The organism is Streptomyces sp. NPDC058373 (assembly GCF_042723275.1).
In the GTDB taxonomy this organism is placed as follows: Bacteria; Actinomycetota; Actinomycetes; order Streptomycetales; family Streptomycetaceae; genus Streptomyces.
Genome location: NZ_JBHXJE010000028.1, coordinates 36,248 through 59,498, shown reverse-complemented (window position 1 = coordinate 59,498; position 23,251 = coordinate 36,248). Strand labels below are relative to the sequence as shown.

Genomic DNA, 23,251 nt, shown 5'->3' with positions numbered 1-23,251 from the left:
GCTGGGGCCGGGTCGGTTCAGGCCGCCAGGAGGGGAGTGGCGACCTGGGTCAGCGCCCGGGGGGTGAGCAGTTCGCGCGGGACGCTGATCCCGCAGTGGACGCAGTGCGGCTCGGGTCCCTCGCCCCAGGCGAAGTGGGGGGTGGCGCAGACCGGGCAGTCGGTGCCCGGCTCCCGGTCGAGGGCGTCGAGGAGGCGGCGCAGCACCTCGGCGAGGGGGAGGGAGGGGTGCAGGCCCGGGTTGTCGCACCAGGCGAGGGCGTAGCCGCTGCCGGTGCGGCGCTGCCAGGTGTCGACCCCGGCCGGGCGGCGCAGCCCGTCGTGCTTCTCGCGGCGGCGCCGGGCGGCGAAGCGTGCCTCGTGGCCGAGCCAGAGGGCCCGCGCCTCCTCCAGTTCGGCGAGGGCGGCCACCAGCCGGCGGGGGTCCGGCGAGCGGTCCTCGGGGCCGAACCCGTGCCGGGAGCACAGGTGGTCCCAGGTGGCGCGGTGGCCGTAGGGGGCGAATCGTTCGAGGCACTTGCGCAGGGAGTAGCGGCGCAGGGCCAGGTCGCAGCGCGGGTCGCGAGCCTGTCTCGCCAGACTCCGGAAACCAGCCATGGTGGTGCACCTCCGTGTTCGGAACGCCGGCTCCACCCCGGACCGCCGCCGTCCGGGGACCGCCGCGAACGGGGTGCGGAGGGGCGCGGTCGGAGCGAGGTCGTTACAGGGACGTATGCGCCGTCGAAGCGGCTCCATTCGTCCCGACTTCCTTCGTTCCGCCTTCCTAGGGTCCCAGGGTCCGTTCCGAGACATCCCCGGCGTGTGGGGATTCGGCGAATGTGACGCATGTTCACCTTCAGCCCGCGGCATACCGGCGGTAACCTCCGGCTCACCATCGTCGGGAGGACCAGGTATGCGACGGCGCACCCCCAGATACGCCCCACGCACCTCACTGGCCGGCCGGGCGGGGGCCTTCACGGCCACCGCCGCGCTCGCCCTCACCGCGGGACTGCTCTCCCCGCTCCCACCGGCAGCGGCGGCCGACCCGCCGCCGGCCGCCGACCACTGCGGCGAGAACTGCCAGGACATCCTGCCGCCGGGCAACAACGGCAGCGCCACGCTCGCCGAGATCCTCGCCAACCGGGCGCTCGGCATCCAGCCCCGGCACGCCGCCGACCAGCTCGCGCCGTACGACGCGCTGGCCTCCGGGTACGACTCGCTCACCGACGAAAAGCTCTCCGACTTCTTCCACGACGCCTCCTTCGGCGTCCCCGAGGACCAGGTCGCCTCCGTCACCCGCCCCCGCGACGACGTGACGATCACCCGCGACAAGAAGACCGGCGTCCCGCACATCCAGGGCACCACCCGCTACGGCACCGAGTTCGGCGCCGGGTACGCGGCCGGGCAGGACCGGCTCTGGCTCATCGACCTCTTCCGGCACGTGGGACGCGGCGAGCTGACCCCGTTCGCGGGCGGCGCCGAGGCCAACCAGGGCCTGGAGCAGCAGTTCTGGCCCGAGGCCCCGTACACCGAGGAGGACCTTGAGGCGCAGGTCGCCTACATCCGCGACCACGGCGGCGAGCGCGGGCGGCAGGCCATGGCCGACGCCCAGGCCTACATCGACGGGCTCAACGCCTACCGCGTCAAGGCGAAGAAGAGCCGCACCTTCCCCGGCGAGTACGTGCTCACCGGCAAGATCGGCGCGATCACCAACATCGGCGAGATCGAGCCGTTCGAGCTGACCGACCTGATCGCGCTGGCCTCGGTGGTCGGAGGCCTCTTCGGCAACGGCGGCGGCGGAGAGGTCGAGGCCGCCCTCTCCCTCCTCGCCGCCCAGGAGAAGTACGGCCTGAAGAAGGGCACCGAGGTGTGGGAGGGGTTCCGCGGCCGCGAGGACCCCGAGACGGTGCTGACCATCACCGACGGCACCGCCTTCCCGTACGCGGGCAAGCCCGGGAAGGCGCGCGGCCAGGCCCTCCCCGACCCGGGCTCGGTCACCCGGGAGCAGGTCGTGCGCGACCGCACCGGCTCGGCCGCGCAGAAGAAGCCCGCCAAGGACCCGGTGAAGGCGCCCGCCGAACTGAAACCCCTCCAGGGCATGTACGACGGCGGCGTGCTCCCCGCCGACCTCTTCTCCACCGACAAGGGCATGTCCAACGCCCTCGTGGTCTCCGGCGAGCACACCGCCTCCGGCCACCCGGTCGCCGTCTTCGGCCCGCAGACCGGCTACTTCGCGCCGCAGCTGCTGATGATGCAGGAGCTCCAGGGCCCCGGCATCAGCGCCCGCGGCGTCTCCTTCGCCGGAGTGGGCATGTACGTCCAGCTCGGCCGCGGCCAGGACTACTCCTGGAGCGCCACCTCGGCGGGCCAGGACATCACCGACACCTACGCCGTCGAGCTCTGCTCCCCGGACGGCTCGGTCCCCGGCAAGGACGCCGTGCACTACCGCTTCCGGGGCGAGTGCCTGCCCATGGAGAAGCTGGAGAAGACCAACGCCTGGAAGCCCAGCCTCGCCGACTCCACCGCCAAGGGCTCCTACCGCCTCCAGGTGTACCGGACCAAGCTCGGCATCGTCACCCACCGCGCCACCGTCGACGGCACCCCCGTCGCCTACACCCAGCTCCGCTCCACCTACGGGCACGAGGCCGACTCCATCATCGGCTTCCAGATGCTCAACGACCCCGGACACGTCACCGACGCCGCCTCCTTCCAGGAGGCCGCCCAGCACATCAACTACGCCTTCAACTGGTTCTACGCCGACTCGCGCGACACCGCGTACTACAACAGCGGCGGCAACCCGGTCCGCGCCGAGGGCGTCGACCCGGCCCTTCCGGTGCGCGGCGAGCCGGAGTACGAGTGGCGCGGCTACGACCCGGCCACCCACACCTCCGACCAGACCCCGCCCGCCGAACACCCCCGGTCCGTCAACCAGGACTACTACGTCTCCTGGAACAACAAGCAGGCCAAGGGGTACTCCGCCGCCAACTTCAGCCACGGTGCCGTGCACCGCGGCGACCTGCTCGACGGGCGGGTGAAGAAGCTGGTCGAGGCCGGTTCGGTCACCCGCGCCTCGCTCACCCGAGCCATGGCCGAGGCGGGCGTCACCGACCTGCGCGGCGAGCAGGTGCTGCCCGGGCTGCTGAAGATCCTCGGCGGCGGCGACAGCCCCGAGACCGTCAAGGCCGTCCAGCAACTGCGGGCCTGGCAGGCCGCGGGGGCGCAGCGCAACCAGAGTTCCGCCGGGTCGAAGGCGTACGCCCACGCGGACGCCGTGCGCATCATGGACGCCTGGTGGCCCGAACTGGTGCGGGCCTCCTTCGAACCCGGCCTCGGGGGCGAGCTGTACACCGCCCTGACCGGTCAACTCACCGTGGACGAGGCGCCGTCCGCCGGGCACGGGCCGACCGGTTCGCACGCCGGGTCGGCCTTCCAGAACGGCTGGTGGGGCTATGTCGACAAGGATCTGCGCCGGGTCCTCGGCGAGCCGGTCGAGGGCGGCCCCGGCGTCGCCTACTGCGGCGACGGCGACCGGGACGCCTGCCGCAAGGTCCTGCTGACCACTCTCGCCGAGGCCGCCGCGACCCCGGCCGAGGAGGTCTACCCCGGCGACGACACCTGCGCCGCGGGCGACCAGTGGTGCGCCGACAGCATCGTGCAGCGCGCCGTGGGCGGCCTGACCCACGAGAACATCCAGTGGCAGAACCGGCCGACCTACCAGCAGGTGGTGGAGTTCCCGAGCCACCGCTGACCCGGTACGCCAGGACGGCGCCTCCGGCACCTCGCGCGCCGGGGGCGCCGCCGTCTCCCGCGAGCCCGTGCGGGTCAGCGGTACAGCAGGTACGTCCGCCGGGTCCGCCGGAACTCCGCCAGCTCGGACCGCCAGCCCGCCACCACCTCGTCCGTGGTGGCCCCCGCGTCGATCATGGTGCGGACCCGGGCGGAGCCGGTGAGCTTGTCGATCCACTGGTCCTCGCGCCAGGCGAAGCCCGGCCAGACCTGCCGCGCCGTCACCAGCAGCCCGATCCCGGTGCGGACCGGGTCGAAGGCGGCCCGGTCGTGGACGTGCACCTGCACCCCGCCGACGGTCACCCCCTCGAACTTGGAGAAGACCGGGGCGAAGTACGCCTCGCGGAAGTGCACCCCCTCCAGCCGCAGCGCGTTGGCGGCGGCCGCCCAGGTGTGGTCGATGCCCTCGGCGCCGAGCAGCTCGAACGGGCGGGTGGTGCCCCGCCCCTCGGAGAGGTTGGTGCCCTCGAAGAGGCAGGTGCCCGCGTAGACCACGGCGGTCTCGGGGGTCGGCATGTTGGGGCTGGGCGGCACCCAGGGCAGCCCCGAGGCGTCGTAGAAGTCGTCCCGGCGCCATCCGGTCATGCGGACGGTCTCCAGTTCGACGGGGCGGGTGAGGAACTCCCCGTTGAACAGCCCCGCCAGCTCGGCCACGGTCATCCCGTGCGCCTGGGAGATCGGCTCGCGCCCGACGAAGGTGGCGAACTCCTTGTGCAGCACCGGGCCGAGCGCCTCGCGCCCGGTCAGCGGATTGGGCCGGTCCAGCACCACGAACCGCTTGCCCGCGAGCGCGGCCGCCTCCATGCAGTCGTAGAGCGTCCAGATGTAGGTGTAGAAGCGGGCGCCGGCGTCCTGGATGTCGAAGACGACGGTGTCCACGCCCGACTCGGTGAAGATGTCGGCCAGCTTCTGCCCCGAGGTGAGGTAGGTGTCGTAGACCGGCAGCCCGGTCGCCGGGTCGTCGTAGCGGCCCTCGGAGCCCCCGGCCTGCGCGGTGCCGCGGAAGCCGTGCTCAGGACCGAAGACGGCGCGCAGGTCGACGCGGCGGTCGGCGTGCATCACGTCGACGATGTGCCGCACGTCGCGGGTGACGCCCGTCGGGTTGGTGACCACCCCGACCTTCTGGCCTGCCAGCACCCGGTACCCGCCGGCCGCCAGTTGCTCGAAGCCGGTCCGCAGGCCGCGCCCGCCCCGGCCCGGTGGGCCGCCCTGGGCCAGGGCGGGGGCCGCGGCGGTGGCCGTCAGGGCCCCGGCGGCTGTGGTGGCGGCGAGCAGACTGCGTCTGGTCAGGGTCATGCGCGGACCTCCGTGGTACCGACGGCTGTCATGTGCACGCACGCTAACGCGCCCGGCGCCGCCAGGGAACGAACCCGCGCCGGACGATCGCATTCCGCATCGCCCGGGGGCCCGGCCGCCCTCAGGCGCCGCCCGCCGGCGGGGGATCGGCGAAGACGCCCGCGGCCGCGGCGAGGGCGGCCGTCCTGGCGGCGCGCCGGGGCAGGTCCGGGTCGGGCGGCGTGCCGAGGAGCGTGAGCTGGTGGTAGAGCGGCGCGGTGGCCGCGATGAGCAGCGGGCGTGCGGCGGTCTCCGGCGGGAGTTCGCCGCGCCGCACGGCCCGGTCGACGACCACCTCGCAGCGCGCGTACCGGTCCTCCCAGAGCCGCCGCTGCGCGTCGGCGGCCTGCCCGGAGCGGAACGAGGCGGCGATCAGGGCCGGGACGACCGGCGGCCGTGCGGTCAGGGCGTCGTGGATCTCCTCGTTCAGCCCCGTCAGGTCGTCCTCCAGTGAGCCCGTGTCCGGCGGCCCCCAGTCGTCGTCGCCCGCCGCGTCGAGCACGTCGGCGAGCAGGCCGCCGACGTCCCCCCAGCGCCGGTAGACCGTGGTGCGGTGCACGCCCGCGCGGGCCGCGACGGACTCGACCGTGAGCCCGTCGTACCCGCGCTCGCCCAGCTCCGCGAGGACCGCGTCGAGCACCGCGCGCCGCGTACGGGCGGTCCGGCCGCCGGGGCGCGGGCGGGGCGGCGCGGGGGCTTCGGGCCCGGGCGCCGTGGGGGCCATCGCCGCCTCCTGTCGCTCGAATTCTGTTGCCGGGGGGTCTTCGGTGTGGCAGCATCCTAATGCATCAGTTGTCGCACTAGTGGAGTGGTCGATGATCCTTCGAAGCGTTCCCCCGGCTGTCCGGCCCCGCGAGGCCGCCCCGTCCCCGAATGCTTCGGAGTTTGCCCATGCCTGCGCAGATCGCCGCTCGCGCCGTCAGCGTGTCGTACAACGGCCGCACCGTCCTCGACTCGGTCACCTGCTCGCTCGCCGCGGGTGAGCGCACCGGGATCGTCGGGGAGAACGGCTCCGGCAAGACCACCCTGCTCCGCCTCTTCGCCGGGGCGGACCAGCCCGACCAGGGCGAGATCGTCGTCCAGGCGGCGGGCGGCGTCGGCCACCTCGCCCAGGAGGAGCGGCTGCCCCCGCACCTGACCGTCCAGCAGGTCGTCGACCGCGGCCTCGGCGAGCTGCGCGCCGTCGAGCGCCGCCTGCGCCACCTGGAGGCCGCGATGGCCGAGGGCGACGAGTCCGGCCTGGCCGAGTACGGCGACCTGCTGACCTTCTTCGAACTGCGCGGCGGCTACGACGCCGACGCCCGGGTGGAGCGCGCCCTGCACGGCCTCGGCCTCGGTCTGGTGGGGCGCGACCGCGCCGCGGGCACGCTCTCCGGCGGGGAGCAGGTCCGGCTGCGGCTGGCCGCGCTGCTGGCAGCCGCACCGGAGGTCCTGCTGCTGGACGAGCCGACCAACCACCTCGACGCGTCCGCCCTGCACTGGCTGGAGGAGCACCTGCGCACCCGGCGCGGCACCACCGTGGCGGTCTCCCACGACCGCGACTTCCTCGAACGCGTCACCACCAGCCTGCTGGAGGTGGACGCCGACCGGCACGGCGTCGTCCGGTACGGCGACGGCTACGCCGGGTACCTCGCCGAGAAGGCCGCCGCCCGGCGCCGCTGGGCCCAGGCGCACGAGCAGTGGCGCACCGAGGCCGACCGGCTCCGCGAGGCCGCCGCGACCACCGCTCGCCAGGTCGCCCCCGGCCGGGCGATGAAGGACGGCAACAAGATGGCCTACGACCGGGCCGGCGGCCGCGTCCAGCAGTCGCTGGCCAGCCGGGTGCGCAACGCCGAGGAACGGCTGCGCCGCCTGCTCGCCGACCCGGTCCCGTCCCCGCCGGAACCGCTGCGCTTCACCCCGGTCCTGCCGACCCGCCGCCCGGAGGGCGCCGTACTCGACGCCGCCGACGTGGCGGTCCCCGGCAGACTCGACCGCACGAGTCTCACCGTCGCGGCGGGTGAACGGCTGCTGGTCACCGGACCGAACGGGGCGGGCAAGAGCACCTTGCTCCAGGTCCTGGCCGGGAAGCCGGCGTCCGGCGGCGGGCGCGTCACGCGGCGCGGCCGGATCGGCCACCTGCCCCAGGAGTCGCGCCCGGGCAGGCCGGACGAGACCGTGCTGGCCGCCTTCGCCCGGGGCCGGGCGGGGGAGGCCGAAGCCCACGCCGAACACCTGCTGTCCCTCGGCCTGTTCCGCCCCGAGCAGCTCACGGTCCCGGTCGGCCGCCTCTCCACCGGACAGCGCCGCCGCCTCGCCCTGGCCCGGCTGCTCGGCGAGGCCTGGGACGTGCTGCTCCTGGACGAACCCACCAACCACCTCTCGCCCGCCCTGGTCGAGGAGGTGGAGGCCGCGCTGGACGGTTACGAGGGAGCCCTCGTCGTCGTCAGCCACGACCGCCGCCTGCGCCGCCGCTGGCGCGGCGACCAGCTGGCCTTGCGCGCCCCCGCGACGACCCCGGCCGAGACCTGAGCCCTCGACTCGGCCCACCACACCTCAGGAAGGAACCACGTCCTCATGCCCCCTGCCCCCGCCGACCCGACCGTGCTGCACCCGATGCCCGAGCAGCCGCGCGTGGTGCTGCTGAAGCCGCTCGTCACCTCCCCGCTGATCGAGGTCGGCGAGTTCTCCTACTACGACGACCCCGACGACCCGACCGCCTTCGAGACCCGCAACGTCCTCTACCACTACGGCCCGGAGAAGCTGGTCATCGGGAAGTTCTGCGCTCTCGGCGAGGGCGTGCGCTTCCTCATGAACGGCGCCAACCACCGCATGGACGGCCCCTCGACCTTCCCGTTCCCGATCATGGGCGGTTCCTGGACCGACCACATGGACCTCATCACCGACCTGCCCGTCCGCAACGACACCGTCATCGGCCACGACGTCTGGATCGGCTACGGCGCGACGATCATGCCCGGCGTCCGCATCGGCCACGGAGCGATCATCGCCTCCGGCTCCGTGGTCACCGACGACGTCCCCGACTACGCCATCGCGGGCGGCAACCCCGCCCGCGTCATCCGCCACCGCTACACCGACAAGGACATCGACCGCCTCCTGACCCTCTCCTGGTGGGACTGGCCCCTCGACCACCTCACCACCCACCTCCGCACCCTCATGTCCGGCCCCATCGACGCCCTGGAACAAGCGGCCCCGCCCCGCCAAGACCTGTCCTGAGCCCAATATCCACCCCGGCGGCGCTTGAGACCAACACTCGACCTGAGCCGAATCCAGCCCGGCCGGCGCTTGAGGCCAACACTCGACCTGAGCCGAATCCAGCCCGGCCGGCGCTTGAGGCCATCAGTGACCGAACCGGTCGAGTCCGAAAGCCCGGACAGGGCTTCACAACCACATACCGACTGGTTAGTCTGCCCAAGCAGCCGCAGGCAATTCGCGGCAACCTCGCCGAAAGGGAGCCCCAGTGGACACCCACACCGCCGTGCAGGGAACGGGCGTCGTCGTCACCGGAGCCGCCGGAGGCATCGGCGCCGCCCTCGCCGAGCGCTTCGTCCGCGAGGGCGCCCGCGTCGTCGTCAACGACCTCGACGAGGCCCGGACCAGAAAGGCGGCCGAGGAGATCGGCGCGATCCCGGTCTGGGGCGACGCCTCCACGGTGGTCGAGGCGGCCCGCGACGCCCTCGGCGGCACCGTCGACACCTGGTGCGCCAACGCCGGCCTCACCTCGCCCGGCGCCGAGGACGCCGACGAGGAGGTCTGGGCCGCGGCCTGGGACGTCAACGTCATGGCCCACGTCCGCGCCGCCCGCGCCCTGCTGCCGGGCTGGCTGGAGCGCGGCCACGGCCGCTTCGTCTCCACCGTCTCCGCCGCCGGGCTGCTCACCATGATCGGCGCCGCCCCCTACAGCGTCTCCAAGCACGGCGCGTACGCCTTCGCCGAATGGCTCTCCCTGACCTACCGCCACCGCGGTCTCAAGGTCCACGCCGTCTGCCCGCAGGGTGTGCGCACCGACATGCTCACCGCCGCCGGCTCCGCCGGCGACCTGGTCCTCGCCCCCACGGCCATCGACCCCGAGGACGTCGCCGACGCCCTCCTCGCGGGCATCGCCGAGGACCGCTTCCTCATCCTTCCGCACCCCGAGGTCGCCGGGTACCACGCGGCCCGCGCCAAGGACCCCGAGCGCTGGCTCGGCTCCATGAACCACCTTCAGCAGACCTGGGAAGGAGCAGGCCGATGACGACCGCTCCCCGCCACGGCTACGACACCAAGCCGTGGCTCGCACTCCTCGACGACATCCAGAAGGCGCCACTCACCCCGCCGCCCACCGTCGTCCACGCCTTCCGCGCCGGCGCCGCCCGCCACCCCGGACGCACCGCCCTCGCCTACTTCGACGGGCGCGTCGACTTCCGCGAGGCCGACCTGCTCAGCGACTCCGTCGCGGGGCACCTCGCCGCCCACGGCATCAGCGCCGGCGACCGGGTCGCGGTGATGCTCCAGAACAGCCCGCACTTCGTCCTCGCCGTCCTCGGCGTCTGGAAGGCCGGCGGCGTCGTCGTCCCGGTCAACCCGATGTACAAGACCGGTGAGGTCGCCCACGTCCTCGCCGACGCCGAGGTGAGCGGCCTGGTCTGCGCCGACCGCGCCTGGGAGGCGTACCTGCGGGAGACCGCCGCCGGGACCTCCGTACGCCTGGTCCTCACCGCGGACGAGCGGCAGCTCCAGAGCCGCGACGACAGCCGGGTCCTCACCTTCGAGCCGATACCGGCGCCCGCCGACACCGAGGACCTGCTCGCCGTCGCCCGCGCCGGGCACCGCGCCCCCGAGGGGCGCGAGCGCGCCGCCGCCGACATCGCCCTCATCAGCTACACCTCAGGGACCAGCGGCGCCCCCAAGGGCGCCACCAACACCCACGGCAACATCACCTACAACGCCGAACGCCAGCGCACCGGCTCCGGCATCCCCGAGGGCTCCACCTACTTCGCCCTCGCCCCGCTCTTCCACATCACCGGAATGGTGGCCCAGTTCGCCGCCTGCGTCCTCAACGGCGGCACCCTCGCCCTCGCCTACCGCTTCGAGCCCGGCGCCGTCCTCGACGCCTTCGCCGAGCACCGGCCCGCCTACACCGTCGGCCCGGCCACCGCCTTCATGGCGCTGGCCGCCCATCCCGCCGCCACCCCCGCCCACTTCTCCTCCTTCGTCCTCATCTCCTCGGGCGGCGCCCCGCTGCCGCCCGCCCTGGTCGAGAAGTTCCGCGCCGGATTCGGCCCGTACCTCCACAACGGCTACGGCCTCACCGAGTGCACCGCCCCCTGCGCCTCGGTCCCCACCGGCCGCGAGGCCCCCGTCGACCCGGTCTCCGGCACCCTCGCCGTCGGCGTGCCCGGCCCCGACTCGGTGGTGCGCATCCTCGACCACGAGGGCGACGAGGTGCCCTTCGGCGAGCAGGGCGAGATCGCGGTGCGCGGCCCCCAGGTGGTCCCCGGCTACTGGCGCCGCCCCGAGGCGACCGCCGAGACCTTCCCCGACGGCGAGCTGCGCACCGGCGACATCGGCTTCATGGACCACGAGGGCTGGCTCTACGTCGTGGACCGCAAGAAGGACATGATCAACGCCTCCGGCTTCAAGGTCTGGCCCCGCGAGGTCGAGGACGTCCTCTACACCCACCCGGCCGTCCGCGAGGCCGCCGTCGTCGGCGTCCCCGACCCCTACCGCGGCGAGACCGTCCGCGCCTACGTCAGCCTGCGCGCCGACGCCGACCCCGCCGACCTGGTCGCCCACTGCAAGGAACGGCTCGCCGCGTACAAGTACCCGCGCGAGGTCCGGGTCCTGCCCGAGCTGCCGAAGACCTCCAGTGGGAAGATCCTCCGGCGGGAACTGCGTTCACCCAGCGACGCCGGTTTTGGCGGTACCGAGACGAAGGGCCACGCGTAAGGCGTGACCAGGAGAGAGGAAGGTGGCGGCGGAGTGCCCCAGAACACGCCCGGAAACCCGGAGGGCGACGGCACGCCCGTACCCCGGCGGCTGCTGGCCGCCGCCACCCGCCTCTTCGCCGACCAGGGGTACGACCGGACCTCCGTCCAGGAGATCGTCGAGGCGGCCGGCGTCACCAAGGGCGCCCTGTACCACTACTTCGGCTCCAAGGAGGACCTCCTCCAGGAGGTCTACTCGCGGCTGCTGAGACTCCAGCAGGAACGCCTCGACATGTACGCGAACTCCCAGGACCCCGTCGAGGAGCGGCTGCGCGCGGCCGCCGCCGACGTGGTGGTCACCACCATCGAGAACCTGGACGACGCGTCCATCTTCTTCCGCTCCATGCACCAGCTCAGCCCCGAGAAGAACAAGCAGGTCCGGGCCGAGCGGCGGCGTTACCACGAGCGGTTCCGGGCCCTGGTAGAGGAGGGCCAGCGGACCGGCGTCTTCACCAGCGACATCCCCGCCGACCTGGTGGTCGACTACCACTTCGGCTCCGTCCACCACCTCTCCACCTGGTACCGCCCCGACGGACCGCTCACCCCGCAGCAGGTCGCCACCCACCTCGCCGACCTGCTCCTGCGCGCCCTCACCCACCCGGGCACCTGACCCCGGGACCCGCGTACGGCCGCGACGGAGGCCCCCGCCCTGACCGGGCGGGGGCCTCCGTCGCAGCCGGGACCGCTCCTCGCTCAGCGGTACTTCTTCAGCTCCCGGCGGGCCAGCGAGCGCTGGTGCACCTCGTCGGGGCCGTCGGCCAGCCGCAGGGTGCGGGCCGCCGCCCACAGTTCGGCCAGCGGGAAGTCCTGACTGACCCCGCCCGCGCCGTGCAGCTGCACCGCCCGGTCGATGATGTCCACCACCGCGCGCGGCGTCGCGATCTTGATCGCCTGGATCTCGGTGTGCGCGCCCCGGTTGCCGACGGTGTCCATCAGCCAGGCCGTCTTCAGCACCAGCAGCCGCAACTGCTCCACCGTCACCCGGGCGTCGGCGATCCAGTTGTGCACCACGCCCTGTGCCGCCAGCGGCTTGCCGAACGCCTCCCGCGCCACCGCCCGGCGGCACATCAGCTCGATCGCCCGCTCGGCCATGCCGATCAGCCGCATGCAGTGGTGGATGCGGCCGGGACCGAGCCGGGCCTGCGCGATGGCGAAGCCGCCGCCCTCCTCGCCGACCAGGTTGGCCGCCGGGACCCGGACCTGGTCGAAGACGACCTCGGCGTGGCCGCCGTGGTAGTGGTCCTCGTAGCCGTAGACCCGCATCGCCCGCTTCACCGTGACGCCGGGGGTGTCGCGCGGGACCAGGATCATCGACTGCTGGCGGCGGATGTCGGCGCCGTCCGGGTCGGTCTTGCCCATCACGATGAAGATCTTGCAGTCGGGGTTCATCGCCCCGGAGATGTACCACTTGCGGCCGGTGACCACGTACGCGTCGCCGTCCCGCTCGATCCGGGTGGTGATGTTGGTGGCGTCCGAGGAGGCGACCTCCGGCTCCGTCATGGCGAAGGCCGAGCGGATCTCCCCCGCGAGCAGCGGCTCCAGCCACTCCTTGCGCTGCGCCTCGTCGGCGAACTCGGCCAGCAGCTCCATGTTGCCGGTGTCCGGCGCCGCGCAGTTCAGCGCGGTCGGGGCCAGCTGCGGGCTGCGGCCGGTGATCTCGGCGAGCGGCGCGTACTGCAGGTTGGTGAGCCCGGCGCCGTACCGCCGGTCCGGGAGGAAGAGGTTCCACAGTCCCTGCCGCTTCGCCTCCGCCTTCAACTCGGCGACGACCGGCGGCTCGTCCCACGGGGAGGCGAGCGCGGCCCGCTGCTCCTCGACGACGGCCTCGGCCGGGTGGACGTGCTCGTCCATGAAGGAGAGCAGCCGGGTGCGGAGTTCCTCGGTGCGCGCGTCGTACGCGAAGTCCATGGTCAGCCTTCCTGGAGGGTGGTGAGACCGTGCTCGATGAAGACGGGGACGAGCTCCCCGATGCGGTCGAAGCCCGCGCCGACCGTCTGGCCGAGCGTGTAGCGGTAGTGGATGCCTTCGAGAATCACGGCGAGCTTGAACCAGGCGAAGGCGGTGTACCAGGCGACCGCCGAGGTGTCCCGGCCGGACCGCTCGGCGTACCGCTGGACCAGTTCGTCGGGGGAGGGGTGGCCCGGCGCCCCGGCGGTGGTGCTGATGGGGGAGCCCGGCAGTTGGAGTGAGGTGCTGTACATGACCAGCAGGCCCAGGTCGGTGAGCGGGTCGCCGAGGGTGGACATCTCCCAGTCGAGGACGGCCCTGATGCGGTCGTCGGGGCCGATCAGGGCGTTGTCGAGCCGGTAGTCGCCGTGGACCACGGTGGCCGGGCCCGAGGCGGGCAGCGCCTCGCCCAACGCGGCGTGCAGCTCGTCGATGCCGGGCAGGTCGCGGTTGCGGGAGGCGTCGAGCTGTTTGCCCCAGCGGCGCAGCTGCCGGCCGAGGAACCCCTCGGGCCGCCCGAAGTCGGCGAGGCCGACCGCCTCCGGGTCGACGGCGTGCAGGTCGACCAGGGTGTCGACCAGGCCGAGGACCGCGTTCCGGGTCCGTTCCTCGCCGAGCACGGCCAGCTCATCCGACGTGCGGTACGGGGTGCCCTCGACGAACTCCATGACGTAGAAGGGCGCCCCCAGCACCTCGGTGTCCTCGCAGAGCAGGACGGTCTCCGGGACCGGGACCGGGGTGTCGCGCAGGGCGCTGATGACCCGGTGCTCGCGCGTCATGTCGTGAGCGGTGGCCAGTACGTGGCCGAGCGGCGGGCGGCGCACCACCCAGCGCGAGGTGCCGTCGGTGACCGCGTAGGTGAGGTTGGAGCGGCCGCCCTCGATGAGTCTGCCGGTGAGCGGCCCGGCGACCAGCCCGGGCCGCTCCGCGTCCAGGCGCGCGCGCAGCCGGAGCAGGTCCAGGCCGCGCGGGGAGACGGCCTCGCCCGCCTGCGGTGCGGGGGTGTCCGGTCGGTCTGCGCTCATCATGGGCTCCTGGTGGTGCGGTACGGCAGGGTCGCCCCTCATGATGCCGACCAGTCGGTATGCCGTCCAGAGGCGGAGACCGACGTGATCGGGACCGCCTCCCCGCGCGCCCCGGCTCCGCCCGCTTGCGCCCCGCCTCCCGGCCCTTGAGGCTCGAAGCAGGGGGACTCGCCCGACCGGCCCGGGAGGCAGCCCATGCAGGGGATCAGCTACCGCACCTTCGGCGGCCCGGAGGTCCTGGAGTACGGCGACCTCCCCGAACCGAAACTGGCGCCCGACTGCGTCCTCGTCAAGGTGGTCGCCACCGCCGTCAACCCGGTCGACCTCGCCTGCCGCTCGGGGCTCCTCGCCCCGCTCCTGGACACCTCCTTCCCGGTCGTCCCCGGCTGGGACGTCTCCGGCGTCGTGGTGCAGCGCGGCTGGTCGGTCGACGAGTACGCGGTCGGCGACGAAGTGATCGGCTACGTCCGCAAGGACTCCTTGGGCCACGGCACCTGCGCCGAGTACGTCGCCTGCCCCGTGCGCACCCTCGCCCACAAGCCCCGCAACCTCGACTTCGACGCCGCCGCCGGGCTGCCGCTGGCCGGTCTCACCGCGCTCCAGGCACTCCGCCGGTGGCTGGAGCTGCGGCGGGGCGAGACGCTGCTGGTGCACGGCGCGGGCGGCTCGGTCGGCTCGCTGGCGGTCCGCATCGGCGTCGACCTCGGCGCCCGCGTCCTCGGCGCCTCCCGGGCGGACGCGGCCGACCGGGTCCGGGCGCTGGGCGCCGAACCGGTCTCGTACGAGGAGGGTTTCGTCCCGGCGGTGCGGGAGCTGGCGCCCGAGGGGGTCGACGCGGTGCTGGACACCGTGGGCGGTCCGGTGCTCATGGAGAGCCCGCCCGTGCTCGCCGAGGGCGGCCGGCTCGCCTCGGTCGCCGACGGCGAGGTGATCTCGCTGGGCGGGGCCTACGTCTTCGTACGCCCCGATCCGTACGACCTCGCCGACCTGGCCGGGCTCGCCGAGGCCGGGGCGGTCGACGTGACGGTGGCCCGGACCTTCCCCCTGGAGCGGACCGCCGAGGCGCACCGGCAGGCCGCCGAGCACCCCGGTTCGCAGGGCAAGACGGTGATCACCGTCGACTGGGGGTGAGCCGGGGCCCGCTCAGGCCGAGGAGGCGATCAGCACCCCCGCCGACACCGCGAGCCCGGCCGCGCAGACCACCGCCCCCGCCGCGACCGGCGCGGGCAACGGGGCCGGCCGCGCCGGGGTGAGCGAGCGGATGCGCCGGTGGGCCAGGGCGAGGAAGCCGATCCACAGCGCGCAGCAGCAGGCCAGCGCCAGCACGCTCGCGGCGCCGCCGGAGCGGTGCAGGGCGGCGCGGGCGGCGAGCACCGCGACGACGGTGAAGGAGAGGGTGGTCCGGCGCCAGGCCAGCCGGGTCCGCTCCGGCTGGAGCCCCGGGTCGCGCACGGCGGGCGTACTCACCCGGCCCAGCCGAAGACCACGACCACCACCATGGCCAGGGCGACCGCCGCCACCAGCAGGCTCAGCACCGCGGGGAAGCGGGAGACGGGCAGGTCCTCACCGCGCCGCATGGCCCGCTCGCACCGCACCCAGTGGTGGACGGCGCGCAGCGCGCAGAGGACCCCGGAGGCGAGCAGACCCAGCGCCAGCGCGATCCGCCACCCCTCGGGGAGCCCGGGCAGGAACTGGTCGACGGCGAAACCGCCCGCGATCAGCGCCAGCGCGGTGCGCAGCCAGGCGAGGAAGGTCCGCTCGTTGGCGAGCGAGAAGCGGTAGTCGGGGGTGTCGCCCTCCTCGGCGATCCGGCCCGGCGACCACCACAGCCTGAGGTCCCGTCCGAGGCTCACCGGCCCTCCCGCTCCGCCAGCAGCTCCCAGGCGGCGAGCCCGTCGGGCACCCACGGCCACTCCGGCAGCCGCGCCGCCAGCTCCTCGTCGGTGAGGAAGGCGTGCCAGGCCACCTCGGAGGTCTGCGGGTCCACGGGCAGGTCGCACCGGACCTCGTAGACCCGCGACCACCACGAGCCGTGGCCCTCCGGGTCCTCGTAGAGGAAGGAGAAGAGCGGGGTGGGGGCGGGCAGGCCGCTGACGCCCAGCTCCTCCTCGGCCTCCCGGAGCGCCGCCGCGTCGTAGCTCTCCCCGGCGCCGACCACGCCGCCGACGAAGAGGTCGTAGCGGGAGGGGTAGAGCAGCTTGGTGGCGGTGCGCCGGTGGACGAAGGTGCGGCCTCCCGCGTCGCGGGCGCGGACGAAGACGCACCGGTGCCGCAGCCCCCGGGCGTACACCTCGCCGCGCCGGGCCCGCCCGGTCACCCGGTCCTCGGCGTCCACCACGTCCAGCACTTCCTCGGCCGGGTCCTCGGGCTCCCCGCGCGGCTCAGTCTCCATGCACCCCATGTAACACCCAGCCCCCCGGCCCGGGCAGTTCAGGGGGCGGGGAGCGTCGGCCGCGGGACGGCTCCCCGGCCCATGACGTCCTTCACCGTCGGGCCGGTGGTCCAGCCGCCGTCCACCGCCAGTTCGGCGCCGGTGACGTAGGAGGAGGCGTCGGAGAGGAGGAAGACCACCGCGCCCGCGTCCAGCATTGATCGCGGCGGCCGGTCTTCGCGGCTGCCCGCCTCCGCCGGAGGCCCGCGGAGGGGAAGCGGACGCGGGCCGGCGCCGGGTGTTGACGCCCGCACCTGCGCCGCACAAGATCTGACCCACCGGTAACCCCAGGGAACGAGGACGTGGACATGGCGTACGACGCAGACGTGATCGTGATCGGCGCGGGGCTCGCCGGGCTCGCCGCCACGGCCGAACTCGTCGACGCGGGACGCAAGGTGATCCTGCTGGACCAGGAGCCCGAGCAGTCCGTCGGCGGCCAGGCCCACTGGTCCTTCGGCGGCCTCTTCTTCGTCGACTCGCCCGAACAGCGCCGCCTGCGCATCAAGGACAGCCACGCCCTCGCCCTCCAGGACTGGATGGGCGCCGCCGGGTTCGACCGCGACGAGGACCACTGGCCGCGCCGCTGGGCCGAGGCGTACGTCGACTTCGCCGCCGGGGAGAAGCGGGCCTGGATGCACGGGCAGGGCGTCCGGTTCTTCCCCGTCGTCGGCTGGGCCGAGCGCGGCGGCTACGACGCGGCCGGGCACGGCAACTCCGTTCCCCGCTTCCACATCACCTGGGGCACCGGTCCCGGCCTGGTCGCCCCCTTCGAGCGCCGGGTCCGTGAAGGCGTCGCCCGCGGCCTGGTCGAGCTGCGGTTCCGGCACCGGGTGACCGGGCTCGGCCGCAGCGCCGGCAGCGTCGACACCGTCACCGGGGAGATCCTGGAGCCGTCCGCCGCCGACCGGGGGCGGGCCAGCAGCCGCGAGGTGGCCGGCGCCTTCGAACTGCGCGCCCAGGCGGTGATCGTCACCTCCGGCGGCATCGGCGGCAACCACGACCTGGTCCGCCGCAACTGGCCGAAGCGGCTCGGCACCCCGCCGAAGAAGCTGCTCTCCGGGGTCCCCGCCCACGTCGACGGCCTGATGCTGGACGTGGCGGCGCGCGCGGGCGGCAACCTGGTCAACGGCGACCGCATGTGGCACTACACCGAGGGCATCGAGAACTGGAACCCGATCTGGGCCCGGCACGGCATCCGCATCCTGCCCGGCCCGTCCTCACTCTGGCTCGACGCCGCCGGCAACCGGCTGCCCGTCCCGCTCTTCCCCGGCTTCGACACCCTCGGCACCCTCGAACACATCATGCGGACCGGGCACGAGCACACCTGGTTCGTCCTCAACCAGCGGATCATCGGCAAGGAGTTCACCCTCTCCGGCTCCGAGCAGAACCCGGACCTCACCGGCCGCTCGGTCCGCGGCGTCCTGGAGCGGGCCCGCGCCGACGTGCCCGCGCCGGTCAAGGCGTTCATGGACCAGGGCGCCGACTTCGTGGTCGAGCGGGACCTGCCCGCCCTGGTGCGCGGCATGAACGCGCTCACCGAGGAGCCCCTCATCGACGAGGCGGCGCTGCACCGCACGCTGACCGCCCGGGACCGCGAGATCACCAACCCGTTCACCAAGGACTCCCAGGTCACCGCGATCCGCGGCGCCCGCGCCTACCTCGGCGACCGGCTCATCCGCGCCGCCGCCCCGCACGCCGTCCTCGACCCCAAGGCCGGGCCGCTCGTCGCGGTACGCCTCAACATCCTCACCCGCAAGTCCCTCGGCGGCCTCCAGACCGACCTCTCCTCCCGCGTCCTCACCGAGGCCGGGGTGCCCCTGCCGGGGGTCTACGCGGCGGGGGAGGCGGCGGGCTTCGGCGGCGGCGGCGTGCACGGCTACCGCTCCCTGGAGGGCACCTTCCTCGGCGGCTGCCTCTTCTCCGGCCGCACGGCCGGCCGAGCCGCCGCGAAGTCCGTCACCTGACGAACGGGCCTCCCCGACGTTTGCGGCTTGCCCGCCGCCTCGTGGTGTCCTCAAGCGCCGGACGGGCTGGATTGGTCGTCGGCTTGGCCGGGTTTGCGGCTTGCCCGCCGGGCAGGGGCGTCCTCAAGCGCCGGACGGGCTGAAGGGGGCGCCGAGTTGGTCGAGTTCTGCGGCGTACCCGGCGCTGAAGGCGACTGTGTCCTCAAGCGCCGGACGGGCTGGGTCTGTCCGCCCGAACCGGCCGTACTGCGTCCGGGTCGGCTTCGCCCATTGATGAGAGGAGCCGCCCGCCGCCAGATCCAGCCCGTCCGGCGCTTGAGGACATCTGTCGGGCCGCCAGGCCAGCAGATCAGGCCTGCCCCGGCGCTTGAGGACACCCGGCGGACGGTGGGGCCGACCAATCAAGCCTGTCCGGCGCTTGAGGACACCCGGCGGGCGGCGGGGCCGACCAATCAAGCCTGTCCGGCGTTTGAGGACACCTTGCCGGGCAGCCCGCTGGCCAATATCAGCCCGTCCGGCGTTCGAGGACACCGGCCTGGTGGCGGGGCCGGCCAGTCAAGCCCGTCCGGCGTTCGAGGACACACCCCGGGCGCGCAGGAGCCCCGGCGAACCCCGTCGAAAGGGAGGCGGCGTCAGGCGCGTACCCTTCAACTGGGGCCGGGGTCGCAGGGGTTGCCCCCTGCTATGGGCCCCGGTGGGCCTTGACGCAGCGGGCGCCCGCCCGCTTGACTGCGCGTGATCAGTCGCTCGCACGTCGTGTCGTGAAGGACCCACGCGGTGCCCCCACCCCCGCCCCCGTTCGGCCGCGCCCGCAAACGGGCCGCCAACACCCTCGACCCCGCACTCGGCGACGCTGACCTGATCGCCGCCCGCGCCGCGCTCGCCCAGGGCCGTTGGACCGCCGTCCGCGAGCTCCTCGCACGCACCGGAACCGACTGGGACCTGCGCGGCCACCGCCTCACCGTCCTCGCCGGGACGCAGGGCGCCGCCGCCTGGGGAGAGGAGTGGCGGATCGCCGAACCGGACAGCGCCGACGCCGCCGCCCTCATCGGCTGCGCCACCGTGGCCCGCGCCCTCGGCGACCGCCGCTACTGCCCCGAGGCCACCGACGCCTGCCACCGCGCCGCCGCCCTCGCCCCGGAGGACCCCACCCCCTGGCTCGCCCTGCTCCTGCTGGCCCGCAGACGCGGCACCGAGGACGAGGTGGTCCGGCTCTTCGACGCGGTCCGCCTGCGCCACCAGGATCACCACATGGCCCACCACCTGATGGTCGCCCGCCTCGCCGAGCGCCACCCCGAGGACGGCCGCGATCCGCTCCACGAGGTCTACGACTTCGCCGCCTGGTCGGCCGAACACGCCTCCCCGGACTCCCCGCTCGCCGTCCTGCCGGTGGTCGCCCACGCCGAGCGCTACCGGGTGCTGGCGGCCGCGGGCAGCGAGCCGGCGGACCCGGCCGCCTCCGGCCACTGGCGCTCCCGCCGGGCCGGCCAGGTGCTGCGCACCGCCTTCGACTGGTGGCTGGAGTGGGAGGCCCGGCTCGACCGGGGCCGCATCCGCACCGACCTCAACTACCTGGCGCACGCCAAGTTCTGCGAGGGCCGCCCCGCCGAGGCGGCCGCGCTCTTCCACCGCATCGGTCCGCACGCCACCCGCGCGCCGTGGGCCTACCCCGACCGCGACCCGTACGACGCCTTCCACGCCGCCCGCAGCGCGGCCCTGGGCACCGGCTGAAGCACCGCGCCACCGTCCACCCCCCTGAGAGGACCCCGAACCGATGACCGCCGAGACCCCCTCGTCCGAGGGAATCCGCACCTACAAGGGCGAAGAGCGCGCCCTGCGGGCCGACCGCCTGGGCACCACCGGGCTGCTGCTGTCCGTCCTCGCCGCCAGCGCCCCCCTCATGGTGGTCGCTGGTGTCATGCCCACGACATTCGGGGTGATGGGGATCACCGGGCAGCCCCTGCTCTTCGTGATCCTCGGCATCGTCCTCGCCCTCTTCTCCCTGGGCTACGCCGAGATGAGCCGCCACGTCCACAACGCGGGCGCCTTCTACGCGTACATCTCGCGCGGCCTCGGCGGCACCGCGGGCGCCGGGGCCTCCCTGGTCGCGCTCGTGGCGTACAGCGCGATGCAGGTCGGCATCTACGGGATCTTCGGCTTCGAGGTCTCGGTCATCTGCTCGACCTACCTGGGGCTCGACGTCGCCTGGTGGATCTTCTCGCTCGCCTCGGTGGCCGCCGTCGCCGTCCTCGCCTGGCTGAAGATCGATCTCAACGCCCGCGTCCTCGGCGTGCTGCTGCTGATCGAGTGCGTCCTCGTCGTCATCTTCGACGTCGCCGCCATCGCGGACCCCGGCCCCGAGGGGCTCTCGCTGCACGCCTTCAACCCGGAGACCCTCACCGGCGCCGGACTCGGCACCGCGCTCTGCTTCTGCATCGCCGCCTTCGTCGGCTTCGAGCAGGCCCCGGTCTACGCCGAGGAGACCCGGCGCCCGCACATCGTCGTCGCCCGCGTGATGTTCCTCGCCATCGGCTTCGTCGCCTTCTTCTTCATGATCAGCTCCTGGGCGCTCACCGTCGCCTCCGGGCCCTCCGCCATCGTCGGCGACGCCCGCGAGCAGAGCGCGGGGCTCCTCTTCCACCTCACCGAGACGCGGCTCGGCACCACCTTCACCGACGTGCTGCACATCCTCTTCGTCACCGGCATGTTCGCGGCGATGCTCAGCTTCCACAACGTCGTCGCCCGCTACGCCTTCGCCATGGGCCGCGAGGGCCTGCTGCCCGCCGCCTTCGGCCGTACCAACCCCGGCAGCGGCGCCCCCGGCACCGGCTCGCTGCTCCAGACCGGCATCTCGGTGGTCCTCGTCGCCGCCTTCGCCCTCACCGACGACAAGCCGGCCGGGGACCCCACCGCGCCCGTCCTGCGGATGTTCACCTGGATGGGCAACGTCGGCGCGCTCGGCGTCATCGTCCTGATGGCCGCCGCCTCCCTCGCCGTCATCGTCTTCTTCGCTCGCCGCGGCGCCGTGCGCGCCCAGCTCTGGCGGCTGCTCGCCTCCGGCGCCGCCGGACTCGCCCTGCTGACCATCGCGGGGTACACGGTCAAGGACTTCGACGTCCTGGTCGGCGCCGAGGCCGGCTCGGCGCTCAGCTGGGTGCTGCCCGGCGTGATCGGCCTCGCCGCCGGCGGCGGGATCGTCTACGGCCTGGTCCTGAAGCGGACCCGCCCCGAGGTGCACGCCCGCATCGGCCAGGGCAACGAGGCCTTCCAGCTGGAGAAGGCCGCCGGCGAGGCCGACCACCCCGCCACCACCGGCTGACCGCCCGGCCCGCGGGCCGACGGGAACGGCGAAGGGGCGGGGCACGCGGTACGAACCGCGTGCCCCGCCCCTTCGTGCACTCCGGCGGCCAGGCGCTACAGCACCAGCGAGAGCAGCAGGACGAAGATGAGCGAGACGACGGAGATGATCGTCTCCATCACCGACCAGGTCTTGATCGTCTGGCCGACGTTCAGTCCGAAGTACTCCTTCACCAGCCAGAAGCCGGCGTCGTTGACGTGGCTGAAGAAGAGCGAACCCGCGCCGATCGCCAGCACCAGCAGGGCCATGTGCGAGGCCGACATGTCGGCCGCCAGCGGGGCCACCAGACCGGCCGCCGAGATGGTCGCCACCGTCGCCGAACCGGTCGCCAGCCGGATCGCCACCGCGATCAGCCAGGCGAGCAGCAGCGTCGGGATGGCCCAGCTCTCGGAGAAGTCCAGGATCATCTGGCCGATGCCGACGTCGATCAGGGTCTGCTTGAAGCCACCGCCGGCGCCGACGATGAGCAGGACGCCCGCGATCGGGGCGAGCGACTTCTCCACCGTGGTGGAGAGGCGGCCCTTGGTGAACCCGGCCGCGCGGCCGAGGGTGAACATGCCCACGATCACGGCGGCGAGCAGCGCGATCATCGGCGAACCGATGACGTCGAAGACCCGCTGGACGCCCGCCTCCGGGTTGTCCACCACGATGTCGACCAGGGCCTTGGCGAGCATCAGCACGACCGGCAGCAGCACGGTGGCCAGCGTCGCGGCGAAGCTGGGCCGCCGGTCGGTCTCGTCGGTGGCGCGCTCCGGGATCATCTTCTCGGGCGCCGGCACGTCCACCCAGCGGGCGGCGTACTTGCCGAAGACGGGACCGGCGATGATCACCGTCGGGATGGCCACGACGACGCCGAGCGCCAGCGTGATGCCGAGGTTGGCGCCGATCGCGTCGATGGCGACGAGCGGACCGGGGTGCGGCGGTATCAGGCCGTGCATGACCGACAGGCCCGCCAGCGCGGGGATACCGATCTTCATCAGCGAGTAGTTGCCGCGCTTGGCGACCATCAGGACCACCGGGATCAGCAGCACGATGCCGACCTCGAAGAAGAGCGGCAGGCCGATCACGGAGGCGATGAGCACCATCGCCCACGGCATCGCCCGGCCGCTCGCCCTGGCGAGGATCGTGTCGACGATCTGGTCGGCGCCGCCCGAGTCGGCGAGGAGTTTGCCGAGGATCGCGCCGAGCGCGATCAGCACACCCACGCCCGCCACGGTCGACCCGAGTCCGGCGGTGAAGCTGGTGATGGCCTTGTCCAGCGGCGCTCCGGCGAGGGCGCCGAGGGCCAGCGAACCGATGGTCAGCGCCAGGAAGGCGTGGACCTTGAACTTCGTGATGAGCAGGACGATGACGGCGATACCGGCGAGAACGGCGATCCCCAGCTGGGCGTTGCCCGCAGAAGTGATCGGTTCCGCCGCGTCCGCTGCCAGCATCTCGACGCTGAGACGGGTCACGGGTTTCTTC

At 73.6% G+C, this 23,251-nt stretch carries 19 protein-coding genes and 1 pseudogene; 10 read left to right on the top strand and 10 right to left on the bottom strand.

The window, feature by feature from the left end:
- Positions 1-17: 17 nt before the first annotated feature.
- The gene (locus tag ACFWMZ_RS17365; RefSeq protein ID WP_383182636.1) at positions 18-596 is read right to left on the bottom strand and encodes a hypothetical protein; all 579 of its coding nucleotides are present in this window, start codon (positions 594-596) and stop codon (positions 18-20) included.
- A gap of 295 nt (positions 597-891) precedes the next feature.
- Between ACFWMZ_RS17365 and ACFWMZ_RS17360 the strand changes: the two genes are divergently transcribed.
- Entirely contained in the window at positions 892-3,726 is a 2,835-nt protein-coding gene (locus tag ACFWMZ_RS17360; protein WP_383202412.1) for a penicillin acylase family protein, read from the top strand.
- Between the two features lie 74 nt (positions 3,727-3,800).
- Here the strand turns inward: ACFWMZ_RS17360 and ACFWMZ_RS17355 are convergent, their stop codons facing one another.
- Complete coding sequence (locus ACFWMZ_RS17355; RefSeq protein WP_383182632.1) at positions 3,801-5,060, bottom strand: exo-beta-N-acetylmuramidase NamZ domain-containing protein; 1,260 nt, start codon at positions 5,058-5,060, stop codon at positions 3,801-3,803.
- Positions 5,061-5,181: 121 nt separating this feature from the next.
- Positions 5,182-5,823: a TetR/AcrR family transcriptional regulator gene (locus tag ACFWMZ_RS17350; protein WP_383182630.1), complete on the bottom strand. Its 642-nt coding sequence runs from the start codon at positions 5,821-5,823 to the stop codon at positions 5,182-5,184.
- A 167-nt stretch (positions 5,824-5,990) separates the two neighbouring features.
- Between ACFWMZ_RS17350 and abc-f the strand changes: the two genes are divergently transcribed.
- From abc-f to ACFWMZ_RS17325, 5 genes are all read left to right on the top strand, one after another.
- The gene (abc-f, locus tag ACFWMZ_RS17345) at positions 5,991-7,610 is read left to right on the top strand and encodes a ribosomal protection-like ABC-F family protein (RefSeq protein WP_383182628.1); all 1,620 of its coding nucleotides are present in this window, start codon (positions 5,991-5,993) and stop codon (positions 7,608-7,610) included.
- 45 nt (positions 7,611-7,655) lie between these two features.
- A complete protein-coding gene (locus ACFWMZ_RS17340; RefSeq protein ID WP_383182626.1) occupies positions 7,656-8,312 on the top strand; it encodes a CatB-related O-acetyltransferase in 657 nt (218 codons plus the stop codon).
- Positions 8,313-8,556: 244 nt separating this feature from the next.
- Entirely contained in the window at positions 8,557-9,330 is a 774-nt protein-coding gene (locus ACFWMZ_RS17335; protein ID WP_383182624.1) for an SDR family oxidoreductase, read from the top strand.
- On the top strand, positions 9,327-11,024 hold the full coding sequence (locus tag ACFWMZ_RS17330; protein ID WP_383202409.1) for a class I adenylate-forming enzyme family protein: 1,698 nt from the start codon (positions 9,327-9,329) through the stop codon (positions 11,022-11,024). Before ACFWMZ_RS17335 ends, ACFWMZ_RS17330 begins: the two co-directional genes overlap by 4 nt.
- A 33-nt stretch (positions 11,025-11,057) precedes the next feature.
- Positions 11,058-11,672 (top strand): TetR/AcrR family transcriptional regulator, encoded by a 615-nt coding sequence (locus ACFWMZ_RS17325; protein WP_383182620.1) that lies wholly within the window; start codon positions 11,058-11,060, stop codon positions 11,670-11,672.
- 83 nt (positions 11,673-11,755) lie between these two features.
- On the opposite strand, the gene ACFWMZ_RS17320 is transcribed toward ACFWMZ_RS17325, so the two are convergent.
- Together ACFWMZ_RS17320 and ACFWMZ_RS17315 are read right to left on the bottom strand one after the other, a co-directional pair.
- Positions 11,756-12,970 carry an acyl-CoA dehydrogenase family protein gene (locus ACFWMZ_RS17320; protein WP_383182221.1) on the bottom strand — a complete coding sequence of 405 codons (1,215 nt, stop codon included), beginning with the start codon at positions 12,968-12,970 and terminating at the stop codon, positions 11,756-11,758.
- A gap of 2 nt (positions 12,971-12,972) precedes the next feature.
- Positions 12,973-14,037, bottom strand: a complete 1,065-nt coding sequence (locus ACFWMZ_RS17315) for a phosphotransferase family protein (protein ID WP_383182219.1) — start codon at positions 14,035-14,037, stop codon at positions 12,973-12,975.
- A 192-nt stretch (positions 14,038-14,229) separates the two neighbouring features.
- Here ACFWMZ_RS17315 and ACFWMZ_RS17310 point away from each other — a divergent pair, with 192 nt between their 5' ends.
- Positions 14,230-15,165, top strand: coding sequence for an NADP-dependent oxidoreductase (locus ACFWMZ_RS17310; protein ID WP_383182217.1), 936 nt, complete (start codon positions 14,230-14,232; stop codon positions 15,163-15,165).
- A gap of 12 nt (positions 15,166-15,177) precedes the next feature.
- On the opposite strand, the gene ACFWMZ_RS17305 is transcribed toward ACFWMZ_RS17310, so the two are convergent.
- The 4 genes and pseudogenes from ACFWMZ_RS17305 to ACFWMZ_RS17290 form a co-directional block, all read right to left on the bottom strand.
- Entirely contained in the window at positions 15,178-15,501 is a 324-nt protein-coding gene (locus tag ACFWMZ_RS17305; RefSeq protein WP_383182215.1) for a DUF202 domain-containing protein, read from the bottom strand.
- Positions 15,498-15,887, bottom strand: coding sequence for a YidH family protein (locus ACFWMZ_RS17300; protein ID WP_383182213.1), 390 nt, complete (start codon positions 15,885-15,887; stop codon positions 15,498-15,500). Before ACFWMZ_RS17300 ends, ACFWMZ_RS17305 begins: the two co-directional genes overlap by 4 nt.
- Positions 15,884-16,426 (bottom strand): NUDIX domain-containing protein, encoded by a 543-nt coding sequence (locus tag ACFWMZ_RS17295; RefSeq protein WP_383202406.1) that lies wholly within the window; start codon positions 16,424-16,426, stop codon positions 15,884-15,886. Before ACFWMZ_RS17295 ends, ACFWMZ_RS17300 begins: the two co-directional genes overlap by 4 nt.
- A gap of 38 nt (positions 16,427-16,464) precedes the next feature.
- Positions 16,465-16,614: pseudogene (locus ACFWMZ_RS17290) on the bottom strand (SDR family oxidoreductase); the annotation flags it as partial.
- A gap of 159 nt (positions 16,615-16,773) precedes the next feature.
- Here ACFWMZ_RS17290 and ACFWMZ_RS17285 point away from each other — a divergent pair.
- The 3 genes from ACFWMZ_RS17285 to ACFWMZ_RS17275 all read left to right on the top strand — a co-directional run bounded on the left by ACFWMZ_RS17285 (position 16,774) and on the right by ACFWMZ_RS17275 (position 21,748).
- Positions 16,774-18,429 carry an FAD-binding dehydrogenase gene (locus tag ACFWMZ_RS17285; protein WP_383202403.1) on the top strand — a complete coding sequence of 552 codons (1,656 nt, stop codon included), beginning with the start codon at positions 16,774-16,776 and terminating at the stop codon, positions 18,427-18,429.
- A gap of 777 nt (positions 18,430-19,206) precedes the next feature.
- On the top strand, positions 19,207-20,160 hold the full coding sequence (locus ACFWMZ_RS17280) for a hypothetical protein (protein WP_383182207.1): 954 nt from the start codon (positions 19,207-19,209) through the stop codon (positions 20,158-20,160).
- A 43-nt stretch (positions 20,161-20,203) separates the two neighbouring features.
- Positions 20,204-21,748, top strand: coding sequence for an APC family permease (locus ACFWMZ_RS17275; RefSeq protein WP_383182206.1), 1,545 nt, complete (start codon positions 20,204-20,206; stop codon positions 21,746-21,748).
- 95 nt (positions 21,749-21,843) lie between these two features.
- Here the strand turns inward: ACFWMZ_RS17275 and ACFWMZ_RS17270 are convergent, their stop codons facing one another.
- A complete protein-coding gene (locus ACFWMZ_RS17270) occupies positions 21,844-23,241 on the bottom strand; it encodes a gluconate:H+ symporter (RefSeq protein ID WP_383182205.1) in 1,398 nt (465 codons plus the stop codon).
- Positions 23,242-23,251: the final 10 nt, after the last annotated feature.

What these genes read in the sequence shown, in the direction of transcription:
- ACFWMZ_RS17365 (WP_383182636.1), bottom strand. Translation starts at nt 596, where the DNA reads ATGGCTGGTTTCCGGAGTCTGGCGAGACAGGCTCGCGACCCGCGCTGC.
- ACFWMZ_RS17360 (WP_383202412.1), top strand. Translation starts at nt 892, where the DNA reads ATGCGACGGCGCACCCCCAGATACGCCCCACGCACCTCACTGGCCGGC.
- ACFWMZ_RS17355 (WP_383182632.1), bottom strand. Translation starts at nt 5,060, where the DNA reads ATGACCCTGACCAGACGCAGTCTGCTCGCCGCCACCACAGCCGCCGGG.
- ACFWMZ_RS17350 (WP_383182630.1), bottom strand. Translation starts at nt 5,823, where the DNA reads ATGGCCCCCACGGCGCCCGGGCCCGAAGCCCCCGCGCCGCCCCGCCCG.
- abc-f (WP_383182628.1), top strand. Translation starts at nt 5,991, where the DNA reads ATGCCTGCGCAGATCGCCGCTCGCGCCGTCAGCGTGTCGTACAACGGC.
- ACFWMZ_RS17340 (WP_383182626.1), top strand. Translation starts at nt 7,656, where the DNA reads ATGCCCCCTGCCCCCGCCGACCCGACCGTGCTGCACCCGATGCCCGAG.
- ACFWMZ_RS17330 (WP_383202409.1), top strand. Translation starts at nt 9,327, where the DNA reads ATGACGACCGCTCCCCGCCACGGCTACGACACCAAGCCGTGGCTCGCA.
- ACFWMZ_RS17320 (WP_383182221.1), bottom strand. Translation starts at nt 12,970, where the DNA reads ATGGACTTCGCGTACGACGCGCGCACCGAGGAACTCCGCACCCGGCTG.
- ACFWMZ_RS17315 (WP_383182219.1), bottom strand. Translation starts at nt 14,037, where the DNA reads ATGATGAGCGCAGACCGACCGGACACCCCCGCACCGCAGGCGGGCGAG.
- ACFWMZ_RS17310 (WP_383182217.1), top strand. Translation starts at nt 14,230, where the DNA reads ATGCAGGGGATCAGCTACCGCACCTTCGGCGGCCCGGAGGTCCTGGAG.
- ACFWMZ_RS17295 (WP_383202406.1), bottom strand. Translation starts at nt 16,426, where the DNA reads ATGGAGACTGAGCCGCGCGGGGAGCCCGAGGACCCGGCCGAGGAAGTG.
- ACFWMZ_RS17285 (WP_383202403.1), top strand. Translation starts at nt 16,774, where the DNA reads ATGGCGTACGACGCAGACGTGATCGTGATCGGCGCGGGGCTCGCCGGG.
- ACFWMZ_RS17275 (WP_383182206.1), top strand. Translation starts at nt 20,204, where the DNA reads ATGACCGCCGAGACCCCCTCGTCCGAGGGAATCCGCACCTACAAGGGC.